Raw genomic sequence first — 20,328 nt, forward strand, 5'->3', positions numbered from 1 at the left:
TCTTACTCTTCAGCTATGCAAATTTCCAGTTGGGTACCCAGAGCAATACCATCATTATCTTTCTTATCAGTAATTGACAGTCGATAATCTTGCTGGTTTTTTTGTTTCATCAGTTCGAGGCGTTCTTTGCAAAAACTTAATCCCTTGCCGCTGTTGTCCGATCTATTTTGTTGCGTGGCTTCTCTTCCAATACCGTTGTCATCAATAATGATGCATATATAGCCCGAATCTGATTTAATTTCTAAAGTTAAATTTTTATCTCCTTTCTTTGGCGATAGTCCATGAAGGATTGCATTTTCTACAATGGGCTGAAGCAACAATGGAGGGATAAAAATGGAATAGGTGTCCACCTTTTCTTCAATGGATAAATTGAAATTGATTGTAAAGCGAAGGTTTTCAAGACTAACGTAGTTCTCAATCATTTGAATTTCTTCGGCCAACGAAATTTCATTCTTATCACTGTATTTAAGCACATCTCTTATCAGTTTGGCAAACTTGGAAATATATAAATAGGCTTCTTCCGATTTTTTCTGTTGCACCAGGTTTTGGATCGAATTCAGGCAATTATACATAAAGTGAGGATTCATCTGTGCGCGAATGGCGGTTAATTCCAGTTCGCGCACTTTGGTGTTGAGGTCCGACAGATTTAGTTTTCGTTTGTTAGCACGTTTGTTCAAGATCAATATACCAACAACCAACAAAAGTATTCCACCCAATGATAAAACAATTATTTTAAGAAGATAGATGGTTTTACTATTTGCCGATTCTTCTTTTGGCTTTAGTTCATCCAGTAGTATTGAAGGTTTTGGAACAATTTCATATGGTTCGGGGGCACCTCTTTTTACGATGTTTCCCTCGCGGTCGATTATGTAATGATGAGGTATTCCATCAAAATAATATTTATCTCTGATCAGCAATTCTTCATTACCACCGGCTATTAACTGCACTCCGTTTATGCCTTGTTCTTCCATAAATTTCCGGGCGCTTTCCACATCATTTTGCAAAGCAACATATAGCAATACAATGTCGGTATCTTTAAACAATTCTTCTAATTTCTTACCATGTCTTTTAATAGATCCAACACAAGGACCGCAACTGGTTGACCAGAAATCGATATACAACACCTTTCCTTTGAAATCCGAAAGTCTTACTTTTTTACCGTTAAAATCGGATAATTCAAAATCAAAAGCAGGCTCACCCGGAGCTACCGTTTTTGCCTTTTCATAAGCCTCATCCAGCAATTTTGTTTTATATGCATTGGGGTATTCTTCTTTAAATTGTTGATATAAGGTTACAAATACATCCCATGTTGCCTGATCTAAGGCATCACAAACGCTTGAATATTTTAGTGAGTATTGACTAACTCCGTTAAATGCTGAATTACAGAAGCCATACCTGCCAATATAGAGTTGATCGAAAAAATTATTAATAGTAATGGAGTTTCCCTTCCCGGTTATATCTCTTATTTTATAATCCAAAAAGAAGAATACATATTCTCTGATGAAGTGATCATATTCCGGTGAAAACATCATCATATCATTATCCGGATGGATTAACGAATAAAAATCATCATCATAAAAAGTACTTTTATTTACATGTACTGGTTCTTTGTTAGCTTGTTTTCTGTAATACTCCTGATCTCTTGGGTAATTTTTAAGAATAGATACAATATTAGTTTGTATATCCCAGAATTCTGCCAGGTATTGTTCGGGAGACAGATTTTTGCCAGACGTATTCAGAAAAGCTTGTCTTTTCTCTAAAATATCATAGAAGAAGTTTTTTAGTTCTTCAGGACTTAACTCAACACACTTTTGTCTATATAGTTGATAGATATCTCCTGATGATAAACGTTCTTTTTCTTCAAATAAAAATTTCTGCAGGCTGAAGTTTATGTTTTCCGAACCTTTGCCCGAAGCTCTGATTGTTTCATCAAAGGCATTCATGTCTACAGTTAGGTAAACATCATCTCCGGGAGCAAGATACAAGGTGGAGAATTCATTACATCTAAAAGTTACCTGTTGCATTTCATCCAGTGGTAAGTGAAGTTCAAAAGTACTGTCTTCTTTTAACTGTGTTTCAATGCTGCATCTGAGGTAACTATTTGGAGTTGACTCGCCCCAATTAATGGAGACATTGCTGTTGGGCGCTGCGTTTGTAATTTTACCCCTTACAGTAACATTGGTTTGGGTAAAAGTAGTGTCAACAGAATAGTTGTTTTTAGTAAAACGACAGCTAAAGGGTGAGTTGTTGTTAGTAATTTGTTTTATGAGATAATGGTTTTCAACATTCAGATTATTAATATATAAACGGTTTTCTTCTAATAATCCTGTTTCAATGTTATATCGATTAATTACTTCTTTGTGATTATCATCTGCTAGTGACTTATGGGTTACAATATTGTTTGTTGTATCCGATACTTTATACTTAACATCATTTTTCTCCAGTATATTGCCTTGACTTATTGATTCTGAATTGAAATTGAAAAATTGACTGATTGTATTCTGTTCATATCTTATAGCAAGGCTGTCGGGCATATTGCTCATAGCATTGGGTATGATCTTATCAACTATTTTCATTCCCGAAATTTCGCCGTTTAGAGATAAGTTAAATTCGGCCAGGTATGGACTTTTAACATACATGGTATTGGAATTGACCAGTTCTCGGTTAAAGCTGGTGTTAGTATCCCACTGCTTATCATTTGCTCCTCTATTGCGTGAATATTGAGATACAGGATCATATTTCATTTTCATTTGATAACCATCTGCTAATGTATCTTCGACTGTAAAGGTGTATTGGTCGCAATAATATCCTTCATTAAAAGATTTAATAGAATTTGTGTCTTCAGGACCTAGTTTGTTAAACGAAGAAATCAGATACGTAAAACCATCTCCTTTTTTAAGGTTGATCTTTTGAGCCTTTGATGTTATTGCAATAAGAAAGCAAAAAATTAGTAATGTCAGGGTTTTGATTGGTTGGTTTGTCATTTTGAATATTGTTAGAGTTTAAGTTCAGTTCGAAAATAGAATTAATATTTTACTGGACTAGGGTTAAATAGATAAACGGTAAGGATGAATTTATATCCGGTAGTAAATTCCGTTTTATGGATTTGAAGATTTTTAATTAGCCACATATCGATTCTATTCTAGCAATAATAGAATTTGTACAGGCCCTTCTTTCTTATAGATACTAATTTGCAATCCCAATTAATTTTGAATCTATGAAAAGAAGTTTTCGCATTTTATTTCTTGCAATCTTTATTATAAGCCTTGGCAATATTGGTTATGCCCAATCCAATGGTGATATCATCTCATATAATGGAAGTACCTATCAGATAGTGAGTGATAATTTGATTAGCAACCCAGGATTTGAAGAGGGTTTTACCGGTTGGACTGATGCAACGACTTCAGCGGCTCAACTGACAAGCACTAAATTTACAGTTTATACTTCCGGCGGTATTGATAATTCGCAATATCTGGTCGGTACAACAAACGAAAGTTCCAGTTCTTCTGGTTCTATTGGTACCGGATGGGCCATTGAAAATGGCAAGACATATTATTTTTCGTACCATGTTAAATACACCGATGCATCGGCAACAGCTGGCTCGGAACAATGGTGTAAGGTGTCGTTAACCAATAATAAAATTTCTTCAGCTGAACCGGAAATAGTAATTAATGCAACTGAAGTTAATGGAGGAGGAACCTGGACAAAAAACGAAGTTGTTTTTACCAATTCAACACCTTATAATTTTTTGGTGGCTCGCTTCAGATGGTTGAATAGCCGATTAGGCTTTGATTCATTTTCATTATTTGAAATAAGCGAAATTGCCAATACTTCATTATTGGAGGCCCTTATCACGGAAGCTGAGGCTTTATATGATGTGGAGGGAGTTGGTGCTGCCAGTTTGCTTACTGCAATTAATGCAGCCAAAGATGCATTGGCAAATCCAACAGTTGAACTGGTGAATGCAGCTCTTGAAGAGCTAGAGCAGGCCATTACTTCATATCAACTTCAAAATGCGTCTCCTGATTCGCCACTAGATATGACTGACCGAATTATCAACCAGGGATTTGATGAAAACCTGCAGGATGGTTGGAAAGGTGTTGGAACCATCAATTACCACTGTGTTGAATTTTATCAGAAAACATTTGATATGTATCAGGTTATCAGTGGTCTTCCGGCTGGTAAATACCGACTGAAAGCCCAGGGATTTGAACGACCCAAAAGCAATGACGGAGGCGCTGCATATAATGCGGGCACAGAAGTGATAAATGCTGAATTTTATGCCAAGGCTAATAGTTTCGCAAAGAAACAAGCGACTTTTAATTCACTTTATCAGCATTCTTATACAGGTTCCGGATCACTCAATGGTTTTGTCAATTCAATGACAAGTGCACAAACGGTTATGACTGCCTCTGACGATAATTACCTGATGCAGCTGGATAATATTATGCTCGACGAAGGGGATGATCTGGTATTTGGCGCACAAAGCGATTTTCAACAGAGTGGCTATTGGGTACTGTTTGATAATTTCCGTTTGGAATATCTGGGTGAGTTTGACTCCAATGATCTGGTAGCTGCTATTGAAGATCAGATTGCTCATGCCCAGACTCTCTTAGAAGAAAAAATGGAAAATACAGCGTCAGCCACTTTAACAGCTGCTATACTGGAAGCTCAACAGGTTATTACAGCTGATCCGTTGGTTTTTGATGATTTGTATGGAGTAAGTCAGAATATGAACAATGCCATTGAAACAGCAAATACATCAGTTGAGGCATATGTTAATTTGCAAACAGCCATTGATGAAGGCACTGAGGAATTACTGCTTATTTCAGGCACCAGAGCTGATAATCTTCAGGCAGCTATTGATAATGCTCAGTTATTTATCAATAATCTGGATGCTTCACTGGAAGAACTGACAGATGCTATTTCTGCTATCAATGCAATCATCAAAAAGAAAATCTATACCCCGGGATGGATGATGGGTGATGTTAATGATCCAGACAATACCTGGAGTATGGAGCGAAGCAAACAATCAAAAAACTGGATTGTATTCTGGGAACCGGGATATGGACAGGATCCAAGTGTTGTGGTGGATGGTAATTATCGTATTAATATTGATGGATTGTTGGATATTGCTGAAACAGCATATAGTTATTACACCGATTCGTTAGGATTTATTTCGCGAGATGGAGCCAAGTCGAGTCAGTACAAAATGATTATTCGTTTGCGATATACCCGCGATTGGGAAGCCAGTGGTTCGGGTGTAGATAACACGATTGGGTTACTTACACTAACTGCCTGGTCGGCACAGGCTGCGGGACATACCATGGCGCATGAGGTAGGCCACTGTTTTCAGTACCAGGTGCACTGCGATAACAACGATCAGAATGGCTGGATGTATGGCTTTGGTGCAAGTGCATCAGGTGGTAACGGCTGGTGGGAACAATGTGCTCAATGGCAAGGATATAAAATTTATCCCTCTCAGCAGTTTACGGCAAGTAATTTTACATCCTATTTAAATACCGCACATAAACATATTTTGCACGAGACTCCGCGCTACGATAATTACTTTATTCAGGATTTTTGGACTTATAAGCACGGATTGGATTTTATAGGCCGTTTATGGAATGAATCTATTCGCCCTGAAGATCCTGTAGAAACGTATAAGCGAATTACAGGTATTAATCAGTCGGAGTTTAACAATGAGATGTTTGAATGTGCAGCCCGTTTTACAACGTGGGATATTCCAGCTATAAAATCATATGCCTCAAGTAAAATATTAAGTCGACCCCAAACTGCTATGTCTGATGCTGGAAGTGATTATTGGTTGGTCGATGAGTCGGATTGCCCCGAAAATTATGGGTATAATGTTATTCTACTGAACACTCCACGCACAGCAACGCGTGTAAGCGCCTTTTTTGAAGGTAAGAGTGGGATGGATGGTTATCGTAAAAACTACGTTACTTCAGCCGGATGGCGTTATGGATTTGTAGCCATGTTGTTCGATGGAACGAGAGTTTATAGTGATATAGGTTCAGCTTCGTACAGCACACCCAACGATACCCTTCATTTTGATTGTCCGGCTAATACATTAAGATTGTGGTTGGTTGTGAGTGGTGCACCTTCTTACCATTGGCGTCATGCTTGGGATGATGATGATTCCAATGATGAGCAATGGCCCTATCAGGTTAAGTTTAATAATACCAACTTGTTTGGTTATAGTAATGTGGTTACCTCGGTAGGTACAGAAATTAAAAACACCATATTGGTTTATGCAAAGGAAAAAGAAGTTATTATCAGCAATATACCTGAAAACTCACAGGTTAGTATTTATACTCTGGCTGGCAGCCTGGTAGTTAATAAGGAAGTGAGTCAATCCAGCTTTAAAAAAGCACTTGGAAGTGGTATGTACATTGTTCATATTCAAAAAGGAACAGAAGTTTATACGCGAAAGGTTTTGATACCATAAAAACTAAAATCAACAATCGCCTGTTAACCTCAAACAGGCGATTGTTTTTATTAATGACCTAATTAGAAATGCATTGATTAATAACAGAACCCTTATTTTTCAAGGCTTTTTATTCGGAATGATTATTTTTGTCGCTTTTAATTTTTTAAAAGACTAATAAAGGAGATTGGATGGATCAAAATCAAACATCAGCTTTAATTGAAAACGATGCAGTTGTACTTGGGATATTAATGATGGTACTCGCAGGTATTTTTTATACCAGTAATTCTTCACACCCTGTATTTAAGAAGTTTTACAAAGTAGTACCCATGTTGCTGTTATGTTACTTTATTCCCAGCTTGTTAACCTCATTTGGTGTGGTGGATGGAGAACATTCTCAATTGTACTTTGTGGCTTCCCATTTTTTATTACCAGCCAGTCTGATTTTGTTAACACTAAGCATTAATCTTCGCGAAGTTTTTAAATTAGGAAGCAAAGCGCTTATCATGTTTCTAACCGGAACTGTTGGTGTGATTATAGGTGGACCTTTAGCTATTTTGATTGCATCGGCCATTAATCCGGATTTGATTGGTGGAGCCGGACCAGATGCTGTATGGAAGGGTATGACCACCATTGCCGGAAGCTGGATTGGTGGTGGTGCCAATCAGGCGGCCATGTACGAAATTTTTAAGCCGTCAGATAGGTTGTACTCCATCATGATTACTGTGGATGTTTTGGTAGCTGAGGTATGGATGGCTGTATTATTGATCGGAGTAGGTAAATCCAATCAAATTGATAATTATTTTAAGGCTGATGCCAGCAGTGTGGTATCCTTGAAAAATACCATGCATGAATTCAGTAAAAAAACGGCTCGTATTCCGTCAACAATAGATCTGATGGTGATTCTGGCCATTGCTTTGGGTTTGACCGGAATAGCTCATTTGTTTGCCGATTATTTAGCACCCTTTATTCAAAATCACGCACCTTTCTTAAACCGCTTTAGCTTAACCTCTAAATTCTTTTGGCTGATCATATTATCAACCACTTTTGGAATTGGTTTGTCGTTTACCAAATTCAGACAATACGAAGGGGCAGGAGCTTCTAAGATTGGAACTGTGTTTATTTATGTTCTGGTAGCAACCATAGGTATGAAGATGGATGTAACCAAAATATTTGATAACATTGGATTATTTTTAGTAGGAGCCATTTGGATGGCTATTCATGTAATTTTGTTATTGATAGTTGGTAAACTAATCAGGGCACCTTATTTCTTTCTGGCAGTTGGGAGTAAGGCCAATATAGGTGGAGCAGCCAGCGCCCCGGTAGTTGCAGCAGCTTTTCATCCTTCTTTGGCCCCGGTTGGTGTGTTGTTGGCTGTTTTAGGTTATGCTTTTGGTACCTATGGGGCATGGATGTGTGGATTGTTGATGCAGGCTGTGGCGTGATAAATCAATGTGATTAATGAATAATTCTCAATTATTCTTTTTAATATTTCGGTTAAATTTTTTAATTATTTTGTTTGAATTATTGAACAAGAACGTCTCATATTCTGTTTAAAATATCATACTCATTAATGAATCGGCACAAATTGAATCTTTCCTAATAAAATTGGTATAACCCATTATTTAAGATTTTATGTCTGGGAAAAATAGTATTTTAAACATTTACGATGAAGTGTTTAGTAGTAATCATGTATTATCAAAAGGGATAATAAAGCAACATATACAAAAGATCAAAGAGTTAGATCAAGTGCTGCCTCATAATTCCTCTTTCTTTATTCTTACCAATACAACGTTTAATAATTTTCCATTCGTAAGTCTTAATTTTCAGCGTCATTTGGGCCTGGATCCGGAAAAGATGAAAACCGAAGGATCACGTTATTGGTTAAGTCAGGTTCATCCGGATGATTTGCCTGTTTGGGTAAATATGTTGAATGATTTAATGCAATTTACCATGACACAAATAAAGCCAGAGAAGAGGAGATACCTGTCTTATACCTGGAATTTTAGAGTACGTAAATCAAATGGTAAGTATGTAAATTTGTATGAGCACCAATCACCCATGGAGTTGGATGAAGATGGGAAACCAATTGTAGGGTTAGGGCACATAACCGTTATAGGAAACGGTGATGAAATGCCAATTAAAGCATCGGTATGTATATTGAATGATGAAAATGAATATGAAACTATCTACAGCCGAAATTATTCTGGCCTGGCTTTAATCGAAGAAATATCAAACCGAGAAAGGGATATAATCCGATTGCTGGTATTGCGTAAATCAAGTAAAGAAATAGCTCAGCTTTTGCATATTAGTCGACATACTGTCGATACTCATCGACGTAATATTCTAAAAAAACTAAATTTAAAATCAACTGGTGAAATGGTAGCATACGCCCAGCTGCATCAGCTTTATTAAATACTCATATTGAGTATTGCTTCATATTATTTAGAATGGTTCTTTTGAAGGGTTTCAGTAACTGTTAAGAGTTTTTAAAAAATACATCTGGAATATCTAAAAGCTGTTGATTTATTAACCTAATTCAAAATAATATGAAGTTTAAGAATTATATCCAACTTGGTGTTGTGTCAATCATCTTAATTACTGCATTATATGGTTGCTCTGAACTTGGATTTAAGAATGATGATTCAGATGACTACTCAGAAGAAGAGGAAAATGGTATAACTATTCTGGATATAGATGTATCTCAACTTGAGATTGTATCATTTACATATCACGCAAAACTCAAAACAGGAGATAGTTATAATGGTGTGATTGGTCAGGAAGGAGCTATTGATATTAATATGGTTGCTACATCTGATTCAACTTTAATGTTTATAACTCCTTATGCCGCGGCTGGCGCATACCCAATTTATATGAACAATCTGGAAATTGATGGTTTGATCACTATTGCTGAAGTTGAAATTAATGATACACCTGAAAATATTTACAATGGATTTCAAAAGGAAGTATTATCAAATATTGAACAGCTGAATTCAACGGGGAAAGGAATGGAAACGGTTACAAAGGCATATAATCTTTTGGATGAATACTTTAATAACTATGCCACTGATGAAGAGAAGTATGATTTTGCAGTTTACTATTCTTCTAACCATGAACTCTTTCAAAATTTATTTCCTCTAACTAGCGTTGCTTCTTTAAAAAGTGACCAGATTGAAGGATTTAAAACATCCGTTGTTAGCTATATAACATTCCTTAAAATAGCCATTGTATCAGGTGTTGCAACGGGAGTATTAGTCGATTTCGGACAGCTTGAACTAGCAATTCCAACAGCTGTATTGACAATTATTGCAGCACAAAATGCATATGATGCTTATTTTACTGCATCCAATTCGCCTGTAAAAGTATTTGAAAGTGTTGTAGATAGGATAACCGAGGAGTTTGAGCAATCACTGAAATTATCAACAGGTGTACCGCTAATGTTTACCATTGATGAAGCAGAAGCTATTAACTTTCATTTGCGATTAAAAAGCGTATCAGAGAAAGATAGGACACAAGCAGGTTTTGGTGATTTTTTTGAAACATTTGATAGGCATAATGAATTAATTAAGGAATTGAATGGATATATAACTTATCTGAATGACTTTAATCTGGTTACAATACCCTTGTTTGATGAAGTAGATGTTTCAGAGCCTGACTCAATAGCATCTATTGGCGTTGATCAGAAAATGTATAAACAGCTCGAGTTTAGTCTTAATACAAATGTACTATCACTTAATAGTCGTTTAATAGAAGAAGGAGTACTTGAATTTACGCTTTCATCTGCTACTAATGAGGCCTTAGAAGATTCACTTGAATCATCCATTACAATGTATTATTCCGACGAATTAAATGAATACACTGAGGAGATTCCTATCAAAGTTTATCCAGTTGAAGAAACAAAAGAACATGTTTACGTAATGGATGTAGATGGTGAACCCAGATTAATTGAGGTAAGTTTAACAACAGGTAGAATTTTAAATGAACTGGTTAAGTTGGATGATGTATATGAGGATTTTATCTATTTAGATGAATCCAACCGATTGATCTGCCGTGATGGTTATAACCAATTAATTGAAATATCCTTAACCACAGGCATTGCCGAAACATTTCTGGCTAAACCATGTTCATCACTGGTATATAATCCGGCTAACAATATGCTGTATGCCGGGGCTTATGATGACCAATTGTTAGAAATTGATATTCCGGCCGGAGTAGTCAAGTCATCTATTGAAGTGGGTGATGGATTCGATCCAACTAATATTGTTTTATCAGAAGACGGCCAGAAGATAATTGGCCAAAATAATTCAGGTATTATCGCTGTGGAGATAGAGTCACAAAAGGTAATTCAGGTAAGTGAATCAATGGATTTTAATGATTATGAGTATATATTTTCTTCACCTGTAACAAAAAAGATTTATGCCATCGACAGATACTATAATTATAATGATGATTTGGTTAATTCCTTAGTTGAATTGTCCATTTCCACTACTGCAAATTCTTCTTATGTAGGTGAGACAATACTTTGTACTTTTGATGACTATTTTAGTGGCTTCGATTGTGCTGATGAGAGCGGTTTTATTGTATGTCATGATCATAGCAACCTAATAAAAATTGATATGAATACCGGCAATATTTCAGTGGTTAATAACCCCGGTACTTATTACATAGAAGATGTTTTTGTGATGAGCAAGTAACCAACTCTAAACTAAGAAACAACTCTGCTAATGTTATTGAAGCAGAGTTGTTTTTATTTTATCATCTTCTATTCCACCAAAGTATAAAACCGGTTATGGGCAGACTGGCAATAATTAAGCTGATAAGAAAGGCCAAAATTTTTCCGGGTAAACCAAGTATAGCCCCTGTATGGATATCGTAATTCATTTTTTCCAGTTTATCGGCAAAATCAGATTCATTGTATCGATCTCCTTTAACTCTTATTGGCTTTAAAGTATATTGATCGTAGAAGTATTCGTTGTGTTTATAATATTTACCTTTTATTAACCCAACCACCACTTCAATTGATTCATCTTTTTCCTTTAGGGTCGGTGACATATAAATACGCTTAGGATCTTTTTCCTGAGCAAGCGTTAAATAAAATGCCCTGTCGATTGCCGGAATACTATCAGTTTCCGCCAGATGAGCCATGTTGATATCAGAATGAGGATGTTCATGCTCTGCCTTTTGTTCACCACCTGAAGTGATGTAATAAAAGGCATCTCCAAACCAATTGAAACTCCAAACCAGTCCGGTTATGGCAAATACACATCCAAATAAGAGAATATAGAAACCCAGCACATTGTGTAAGTCCAGAATCAGCCGTTTACGGTTGTTGTTTCTTTTAAGGGTGAGACTTCTTTTTAATTGCTGTTTATTCCATTTTTTAGGCCACCACATAATCAATCCGCTTATAAGAATAATCAGAAAAATAAGTGTGCTTATTCCAATAATCTTTCTGCCGATATAGTCTGGTAACCATAAGTCCCGGTGACCATCCTCAATAAAATGAAAGAAATTGAACCTGCCTTTTCCCATGGGTTCTTCTTTTTTAATAAATCGGGCTGTGTAAGGATTCATATATACCACCTCAAAAGCAATCCTTCCTTCATCATTATAAATAAAGCCAACGGCCGCTGCTCCTTCTTTGTCTTCGTAGGTTAAACCGGTTGGTTCTATATAAGGTATATAAAATCTTGCAGTATCAATTAACTGACTGGGAGGAGCAAATGCTTGATCCTGAGCTTCCACAAATCGCCAGGGTTGAAGGCTATCTTCAATCTCCTGATGGAAAACATACAGAGCACCTGTAATAGCAACTATAAAGACAACGATACCTGAAGCCAGCCCCAACCAAAGATGAAGCCAGTTATTTATACGTTTAAATGTGGAAGGCATATATAATTTATTTTGGAGAGAACTTAAAAAGGTAACCAGCTTTAAACCTTTTATAAAGCCGGTTACCTTCAATCTGTGAAATTTTTATAATTTATAAATTCCGGCAATAAAGTTGGCTTCCAGCTCAGCGCCTTTAACAGCAGTATAGTCGTTGGTATTGATTTTATAAATATAAATACCATCATCTTCAGGTACAGACATGTAAATGCTGTTTCCATCCACTATTGAAACTGCAGCCAGTTTTCGACCAATGCCTGAGTGAACAGGAATACCATCGATGTATTCAACGGTTGCGTTATTTAAATCAAGTATTGCAGTCTGTAAAGGACTGTCTGACCAGGTTGCCTGTTCACTTCGGGTTGCGGTATTAATTTCGGTAAATACCTTTCCATTGCCCAGGTAAACCATGTGAGCAGTATTATATCCGCCTGTTACATCTTCAATATCAAAAAAGAAATCAGAATCAAATTCTGTTTCACCGCTGTTGATTTTTAAGATACCGGCTTGTTTGGTGTATTGGCTGAAGCCGTTGGCAGGGTTGGAATGTGATGTTGCATAAACATTACCGTCTTCATCCTTAATTAAACCGGCCATGGTTCCAAAACCACCAATCGGACCTACGCGAGAATCCTCGATTACTTTTACAAAAGTTAATTCAGGGTAATTAAATACAGCTACTTCGGCCATATCGGTTGATGGTGTTCCATAAGTTGACGGATCGCTGATGTAGAAGCTAACAAAAAGGTAGTCGCCACTAACCACCATTCCTGAATAAGCCGGTGAAGTTTGATCACTTAAACTGGTAACAGGGGTGTCTACTGTTTTACTAACTTCCAGGGTAGAAGTGCTGATTAAATGAAGACGAACAATATCAGATGAAGATGCCATTTCAATAGCAACCACATTGTTGTTGTCTCCTTTCACCACATCCTGAATGCTGTTATTGAAGGTAGTGAAACTTGCTGTCTCACTCAGGTTTCCTTCTGCATCTTTTTCAATTACATATAATCCGGTTGCACCTAATCCTCCGGCACAGAATATCTGGTCATCAATTTTATTGTATGAGTAATAGCCCATTTGAAGCATGTCCTCTCCAATAAAAGAAAGAGTACCACTCATAAGATCGTTAAAGGCAACTGAATAATACGAGTTATTAAAATTTTCGCCGTTGATACCTCCGGTGATAACAAAATCACCAGTTGAATTATTGTTCTCATTATCGCTGCAGGCAATCGTTGCGCCTGTTAATAATATGGCAGCAGTCAGCTGCATCATAGTTTTCTTGAAGTTGAATCGCTTCATTTTTAATTATTTATTAGTTATACATATTTCTTCAATCATAGGGTATATCTGAATTTGACCGAAAATGCCCTGCCCGGTTTTTGTAAATAATACTTATCGTAAAGTCTTGCATTTAAAAGGTTGCGACATTCGGCTGAGATATTGTATTTACCATTATCAAATGCATAGGAAAGCAAAACATCATGCGAGGTTTGTTGAGGAATGATATATTTTGGATTCTTCGACCACGACAGGTAGTAGTTTTGTGCATAGTTGAAGAAGTAATTGATGTTGAAATCATCACCTTCGTTCAGCATGTTTTTAAAATTCAAACCTGCATTGGCATTGCCAAATAAAAATGGAATATTAGGTACCCGATATTGATAATGAAAATTCTTTTTCCATCCGCCATTGGTGTAAGAATTGTCGTAAACAAATTCTGCCTGATCGGTAATATCCTGATAAGTAACGTTGGCCCCTAAATGAAAGATATCTTTGTACTGGTACTGAATATTACTTTCCACACCCATTGTCCGTGTTTGATTAAGATTGTCGTAATAGGTTACCGGACTGGCAATCTGAACAACGGTATAAATAAGATCTTTGGCTTCGCGATAAACAAAGGTGGCTCCTGTATTAATAGCATGATTAGCCCTTAACTTAAATCGATAATCGACTCCCAGGTTGAGGTTATCACTTTGTTCCGGTCCCAAATCTGGGTTGGGATCGATAAATAAACCATCCCCAAAAATCTCAAGGGGTGTTGGCATCCGATAGGTGTGCTCGTAAGATAATTTAACCTGTAATTTTGGAAGAAGGTAATACGATGAAGCCACACCATAACCTAGATTGGTTTTGTTACTTTCAACCGCTTCGGTTCGTTGTGTTTCTAGTCCAAAGTCAAAAAGTTTTGATGTTTTGGCAGTCAGATGTAGCAATTTGGCAAAAGCAGTGGTGCTCCATTTCTGGTTAATATCCAGTTTGTATGCCAATCCGGCAACATGCTTATTAAGCGATCGCTGAAAACGGTTTGGCAGGTAATCAGGATTTTCCTCATCAAAAGATTCTCTGTCGAAATAATTATAGGAGTAATTGAGCGCTATTGAATGAAGTGCATTGATGGTATAACTTGTATTAAACTGGCTTAGGAACTCTTTATCATCCAGTGTTGTATAAGTTTTGGAGTTTTCACCATCATTGCTTCCTTCAATGGTAAATGCTTCACCCAGCCAGTTAAATCTAACTCCGCCTAAGGTATCTATCACCTGCGATTTTTTGAAGTTGATAGCGCTGTACAAACTAACATCCAAACCAGGAGTAAATAAATCCTGTTTGTTATACCTAAATGTTGGGATAAGCGATTGGCTGTTTTGCACAATGCCTCCGTATACTGTTGCCATAGTTGCTCCATGCTGAACCTCTTTATCATTTGCTGAGGCCATCAAACCGAATAACAGGTTATCTGCGTATTTTTTATCTGTTAGTCCCGATTCAATTTTGATAGCTGCTGATCGGTATCTGTCATGAAAACGCTCAACTTCAGCAGTATCGATAATAGCATTATTGGAATTGGTGATGGGTACCCAAACTTTATAGTTATTATCTGAGTAGTTTATGAAAGCATTGCCTTGTAAGGTAAAGCCTGAATTAGTGTTGGTATGGGCAAAATTAACGGATGCTTTATGTGTGTTGAAGGAGCCATATGAGTAGGACAGATCCAAAAAATTCTGTTTTTTATTGGTAATGATGTTGACTGCACCTCCCAGTGCGTCTGTTCCTAACCAAACCGGCACAACACCTTTGTAAACATCAATTCGTTCAATCATATTCACCGGTATATCAGCAAAACTTAACGATGAACCAAAGTTGTCCATGGGCAGGCCATCCATAAAAAACTTCACCTGATCACCAGAGAATCCGTTGATGGTGAAGTTGGTATTCGATCCCATTCCACCTTCTTCGGTGATGCGAACTCCTGGAACCTTGTTCAGTACTTCTTTTACATTCGCAGTGCTGTTAAACAAATTCTTAGTAGAGACAGAAGTAACTGAGTAAGCCTGTTCATTGATCTGTGATACAACAGATTTACCACTCACTTCAATATCATTAATCAGATAACTCTTTTCAGTTAATGTAAATGAGAAATGGCCCGGATTAGAACCACCTAATTCAATATTTGATGAGTAAGATTCGTAGCCTAGAGAACTGGCCTTCAGAGTATATTTACCTTCTGGGATATTTTTTAATTCGTAATAGCCATCGAAGTTGGTTACGGTTCCGAATTCGGTATTTGCCAATACAATGTTAACTCCCGGCAACAGCACACCTTGAGATGATTTAACAGTGCCGGTCATGTTAAAATTACTTTGACTATACGAAAATTGAACAATCCCCAGCAATAAAAAGCAAGTAATTAAATGCTTAACACAACTTCTCTTTCCCAACAGATACAGATATTAATGTTTTTCTCGGTTGACAATTCAAAGCATTTGATAATGCTATTGTCAGATAACGTGGCAAAGTTATCTTCGGGAAAAAGACGCATCAATCCCTAAATTTGGGGAATTTACAAAGGTGTTTTGTTAAGTAAACTTACTGATTGCGTTATACAATTTAATTGCGATAGGTATCTATTCCATAGGAAAAGGAAGGTTTGCCTTCCATTTGACAGATGCTTTAGTGGTATTTAGTTCTTCGATTAATAAAAGAGCATATTTTATGGTCTGACGCATTCCTTCCAGTTCCCACTCCGGATTAAAATCATCTCTGACTGTATGATAATCCTTACCCCAGAATTCAGTGTAATTTCTCTCACCGGTTATCTCATCTTCACCTGCCGAAATCCAGACTGCAGGCACACCGTAACGGGCAAAAGAAAACTGATCAGAACGGTAAAACAATCCTTGATTCGACAATGAAAATTGTGAGTAACCCAGTCCGTCTTTTTGTGCCAGTTTTGTAATGATCTCTTCAAAATCGGAGAATCGGGCACCAATACCCATAATGCTTTTTGCAGCTGACCAAACAGGAGTTGACTCCAGATTTATATTTGCAATGATATTGCTTCTGTTGGTGTTCTGGGCATAGTATTTTGAACCAAGTAAACCTGATTCTTCGGAGTTACATCCCAATATGGTAACTGAATAATACAGTTCGTTCTGATGTTCTTTAAGTATCTTGGCTACCATCATCATTGCAGCTACAGCCGAACCATTATCGATGGTTCCGTTATAGATGTTCTCACCCTCTTTTCCGGAATTCATACCCAGATGATCGAGGTGTGCACTGATAACGATTCGCTCGTCTGTTTGTCCTTGTATGTGAGCCACAACATTATTGTTGAGAACATTTCTGAAACTGTTGTCACCACTAATGTGTGCCTGAAAACCAAGCTCCACCGGTTGAAAGTCGTTTGTTTTGGTTTTTTCGTATAACTCATTTTTGTTTAAACCTTTGCTTAGCAAGAGTTTGTCAAAACTGCTTTCCTTCATCCATCCTCTGAATTGTAAATTATTTTCCAGTTCAGACTCGATATACAATTCTTCTCCCGACCATGAGTTTTTAACTACATTCCAGTCATATCCTGCAGTTTCATCGGTGTGAATCAATAAAATACCTGCAGCGCCACGTCGGGCTGCTTCTTCTATGTGGTAAGTCCAGCGCCCGAAATAAGTAAGTGTTTTGCCTTCAAAAATATCAGGATTATAAAAACCCGGATCGTTTACTCTGGTGATAACCAGTTTGTTTTTCACATCTACATCTTTGTAATCATCCCAGTTCCAGATATCTGTTTTAATGCCAAAGCCAACAAAAACAACATCTGCCGTCAAATCAATATGTTCTTTTTCTGTAGTAAACGAACCAACAATATCATCAATGTAATTAAGTTTAATTCCATTTGCTTCGGCCATAACTCCTGTGTTTGAAAAGCCTTTCATCACAAATGGTTGCAGGTATGAATTGTTGTTACCCGGCTCCAGATCCATATATTTACAAAGACTCTGAACATAGATCTCTGCCAAATCACCACCTCTGGTTCCCGGAGCCCGACCTTCCAGTAAATCATGACCCAGAAACTCCATTACACTTTGCATCTCGTTTTTTGATAGCTGATCAGCCCTTTCTTCAATCGTTATTTTTTCAGGTTGAGAGCAGGAGCTGATAAGAAGTATTAATAACAGTGCATAAAGCGATTGTAAACTTTTCATTTGAATGGTGATTATATTTTTAAATAGAAGGTCTTAGTTTATGTTCAAATCTATGAAATTAATATTGAAGAATAACCGATTAAGCCTTATTGCTTCGAGGAGGATTAGATTATTTCCTCAATCTTTAATGTTTTACCATTAAATTGGACATCAACACCTGCCTGTTTATCCTTTAATATTTTGCCCACGGGTGAGGCAAGTGAAATAGAATAGTAATCCTGATTTTCTATTTTGATCTTTCCCAGTGCAATACTAATAAAGTAATTGCCCAGGTTGGTTTTTACCAGACTACCAAAACTTACTTTATTAGTGGAAAGGGAAGCATTTACTTTTGCAAGATCGTGGTTTGCTTGCTGAAGCTGACTCATTTGTACTCTCAGATTATTGAGTTCAATCTGCATCATTTCTCTTCCCGTTTCAAACTTATCACCGGCACTACTCTTAGTATCATTTTGCATCGATTCAATGGTTTCTTCCATTGCTTTCGACAGTGTGGTCATCTTCTCATTAAGTAGTTCCTGCATTTGATTCACAAGCTGATGTTTTATATCGATGCTGATCTTCATTTTAGTTCGTTATTCAAGGTTGTTTTTCTCAAGCCATTCAGGATAATGTTTATTGATAAGCTTTGATGGCCAGGTACCATAATAGGCATAACCGGCACGGCGTTCACGCTCAATCTCTGATAAATGATAATGAATAACCTTATCACGTCCGACGAATATGGCTTTATTGGTTTCGATCTCATAAAAACGTGCCCACAAAGGTTCAGCATCATTTTTAGGTTCTGCTTTACGATCCTTTTTTCCATCAGAGTCTTTAAAATTTGAATATTCCAGATTATTAATCTGGACTTCTTTAAACCATTCGACAGCACTTTTAATGGCAGTAATCACTTCGTCTGAAGGATTATCAATTTTCATTAAGAAGCGAACAATGTCAACACTTTCGGATCCTGATAATGATGGAGGTTCAAAGTTTCGAGCCCAAACGGGTTCAAAGCTTTCTTCATCGTGTTGCGCACACCACACGGTAAGTTTCCCGTTAACTTTAACCTGAGTTTTTAAAATGCATTGAATGCCCTTTTCGATAGCGTTCTTGGCATGCTCGCGGTATTCTGGTTTTACAAAAATAAATTCGTTTTTCCCTTTTGCGACTTTAGAGAGCAATTGCATCACATTCATCATTGCATTGTCGTTGTAGGTTATCGCTGTATAGTATCCTTCTCGTAACGGATAAAACTGTGGCCAACCGCCATTTTCATATTGCGATTCAAACAAATAATCCAAACCTTTATAAAAAGCTGTTTCGTATTTTACATCCTCACTGGCATTAATCATGAGAGCAAGGAAATGAATGGGTACAGTTGTGGCATTATTATCAATGGTATTGGAGTTTTTGCCGTGATGTGCATCGTCCAGCAGCTCATCTGATTCAGGTGTGACTGTAATATCGGTATTCTTTGGCCAGGCACCTTCGTCAGACTGGTAAAGAAGTATATTGTCAGCTATTTGAGTAGCTTCATTTGACTTATACCAGGCTGGTTTTTGTTTTAGGATATTTTTTCCGGACTCTGATTTCAGTTTTTGAGCATTGCAAAAAGCTGAAGTACCTATTAAGATTGAAAGAACTAAGGCTATTTTTTTCATAACATTTATTCGGAATCAGACATGGTCAACTTTATAAATATGTTTCAATTAAAAGAGTTAAAATTAAAACATTAAGCAGTTATTTAATCTAATGTAGATAGAAAATTTATTACATTTGAATAAACATCTTAACCTAGCTTATGTCTAATTTACTTATGATTGCTGGAATCGAATTAATAATTGTTCTCTTAGTTATTGTATTTGTATTGTTATTGCCATTATTGGCTTTAATAAGCATATTAAAAAACGAATTCAAAGGTAATAACAAAATTGTATGGGTGTTGGTCGTTTTGTTTTTACCATTTTTTGGATCCATTCTTTATTTTACGATGGGTAAAAATCAAAGAATATAAACAAAAAGCCCCAAAACAAATGCTTTAGGGCTCCTTTTCATAGATTCAGAGTAGTTTGCGCACTATCCCAATGCACAATAATATTTTATGATTCCTGGCATGTTTGGTGCGCCAGATCTTTTATTTCCAGTATAGCACCATGCAAATCACTTATTTCTTCTTCGGTGGGTTGTTTAATTGTGTATTTATCCAAAGAGCAAATCTCCTGTATGCTTTCGTATTTCAGGATGCGATCCTTTAATTCCGGATCCAGGTCTATTTCGCGTTCCAATCCGAATATTAAATCTGAAAAGGTATGATTGTCAGGTAGGTTATCCTTAAAATCAAGAATGGCCATCACATAGCTTTCAAGACCCATCGATAGCATATTATATCTGATATCCGTACCGAATTTACTTGTCTTACCCGGTTTAGGCATGCCGTTCATATACTGATCACCTTCTTTCAGCCAGCTCTTCCAGTTGTTTTCTTTTATCATCATAGCAAAAGATTTTACG

Annotated in this window: 13 protein-coding genes; 5 read left to right on the forward strand and 8 right to left on the reverse strand. The window is 36.8% G+C overall.

What is annotated here, in order from left to right:
• Positions 1 to 2: 2 nt before the first annotated feature.
• Complete coding sequence (locus tag ACRD62_RS00875) at positions 3 to 2,984, reverse strand: histidine kinase (protein ID WP_430818231.1); 2,982 nt, start codon at positions 2,982 to 2,984, stop codon at positions 3 to 5.
• A 233-nt stretch (positions 2,985 to 3,217) separates the two neighbouring features.
• Here ACRD62_RS00875 and ACRD62_RS00880 point away from each other — a divergent pair, with 233 nt between their 5' ends.
• The 4 genes from ACRD62_RS00880 (at position 3,218) to ACRD62_RS00895 (ending at position 11,142) form a co-directional block, all read left to right on the forward strand.
• Positions 3,218 to 6,469: a DUF6055 domain-containing protein gene (locus ACRD62_RS00880; RefSeq protein WP_430818232.1), complete on the forward strand. Its 3,252-nt coding sequence runs from the start codon at positions 3,218 to 3,220 to the stop codon at positions 6,467 to 6,469.
• Positions 6,470 to 6,639: 170 nt separating this feature from the next.
• Positions 6,640 to 7,893: a DUF819 family protein gene (locus ACRD62_RS00885; protein ID WP_430818233.1), complete on the forward strand. Its 1,254-nt coding sequence runs from the start codon at positions 6,640 to 6,642 to the stop codon at positions 7,891 to 7,893.
• Between the two features lie 190 nt (positions 7,894 to 8,083).
• On the forward strand, positions 8,084 to 8,863 hold the full coding sequence (locus ACRD62_RS00890; RefSeq protein ID WP_430818234.1) for a LuxR C-terminal-related transcriptional regulator: 780 nt from the start codon (positions 8,084 to 8,086) through the stop codon (positions 8,861 to 8,863).
• A gap of 134 nt (positions 8,864 to 8,997) precedes the next feature.
• The gene (locus ACRD62_RS00895; protein ID WP_430818235.1) at positions 8,998 to 11,142 is read left to right on the forward strand and encodes a YncE family protein; all 2,145 of its coding nucleotides are present in this window, start codon (positions 8,998 to 9,000) and stop codon (positions 11,140 to 11,142) included.
• A 61-nt stretch (positions 11,143 to 11,203) separates the two neighbouring features.
• Here the strand turns inward: ACRD62_RS00895 and ACRD62_RS00900 are convergent, their stop codons facing one another.
• From ACRD62_RS00900 to pelA, 6 genes are all read right to left on the reverse strand, one after another.
• Complete coding sequence (locus ACRD62_RS00900; protein ID WP_430818236.1) at positions 11,204 to 12,340, reverse strand: PepSY-associated TM helix domain-containing protein; 1,137 nt, start codon at positions 12,338 to 12,340, stop codon at positions 11,204 to 11,206.
• An 84-nt stretch (positions 12,341 to 12,424) separates the two neighbouring features.
• The gene (locus ACRD62_RS00905; protein WP_430818237.1) at positions 12,425 to 13,642 is read right to left on the reverse strand and encodes a DUF4374 domain-containing protein; all 1,218 of its coding nucleotides are present in this window, start codon (positions 13,640 to 13,642) and stop codon (positions 12,425 to 12,427) included.
• Positions 13,643 to 13,677: 35 nt separating this feature from the next.
• The gene (locus tag ACRD62_RS00910) at positions 13,678 to 15,975 is read right to left on the reverse strand and encodes a TonB-dependent receptor (protein ID WP_430818238.1); all 2,298 of its coding nucleotides are present in this window, start codon (positions 15,973 to 15,975) and stop codon (positions 13,678 to 13,680) included.
• Positions 15,976 to 16,251: 276 nt separating this feature from the next.
• Positions 16,252 to 17,829 (reverse strand): M28 family peptidase, encoded by a 1,578-nt coding sequence (locus ACRD62_RS00915; RefSeq protein ID WP_430818239.1) that lies wholly within the window; start codon positions 17,827 to 17,829, stop codon positions 16,252 to 16,254.
• 104 nt (positions 17,830 to 17,933) lie between these two features.
• Complete coding sequence (locus tag ACRD62_RS00920; RefSeq protein WP_430818240.1) at positions 17,934 to 18,395, reverse strand: hypothetical protein; 462 nt, start codon at positions 18,393 to 18,395, stop codon at positions 17,934 to 17,936.
• Between the two features lie 9 nt (positions 18,396 to 18,404).
• Entirely contained in the window at positions 18,405 to 19,478 is a 1,074-nt protein-coding gene (gene pelA / locus ACRD62_RS00925) for a pectate lyase (RefSeq protein WP_430818241.1), read from the reverse strand.
• Positions 19,479 to 19,618: 140 nt separating this feature from the next.
• Between pelA and ACRD62_RS00930 the strand changes: the two genes are divergently transcribed.
• Complete coding sequence (locus ACRD62_RS00930; protein WP_430818242.1) at positions 19,619 to 19,831, forward strand: PLD nuclease N-terminal domain-containing protein; 213 nt, start codon at positions 19,619 to 19,621, stop codon at positions 19,829 to 19,831.
• Positions 19,832 to 19,916: 85 nt separating this feature from the next.
• On the opposite strand, the gene ACRD62_RS00935 is transcribed toward ACRD62_RS00930, so the two are convergent.
• On the reverse strand, positions 19,917 to 20,312 hold the full coding sequence (locus tag ACRD62_RS00935; protein WP_430818243.1) for a hypothetical protein: 396 nt from the start codon (positions 20,310 to 20,312) through the stop codon (positions 19,917 to 19,919).
• Between the last annotated feature and the right edge of the window lie 16 nt (positions 20,313 to 20,328).

This window comes from Carboxylicivirga caseinilyticus (genome assembly GCF_050589785.1).
GTDB classification, from domain to species: domain Bacteria; phylum Bacteroidota; class Bacteroidia; order Bacteroidales; family Marinilabiliaceae; genus Carboxylicivirga; species Carboxylicivirga caseinilyticus.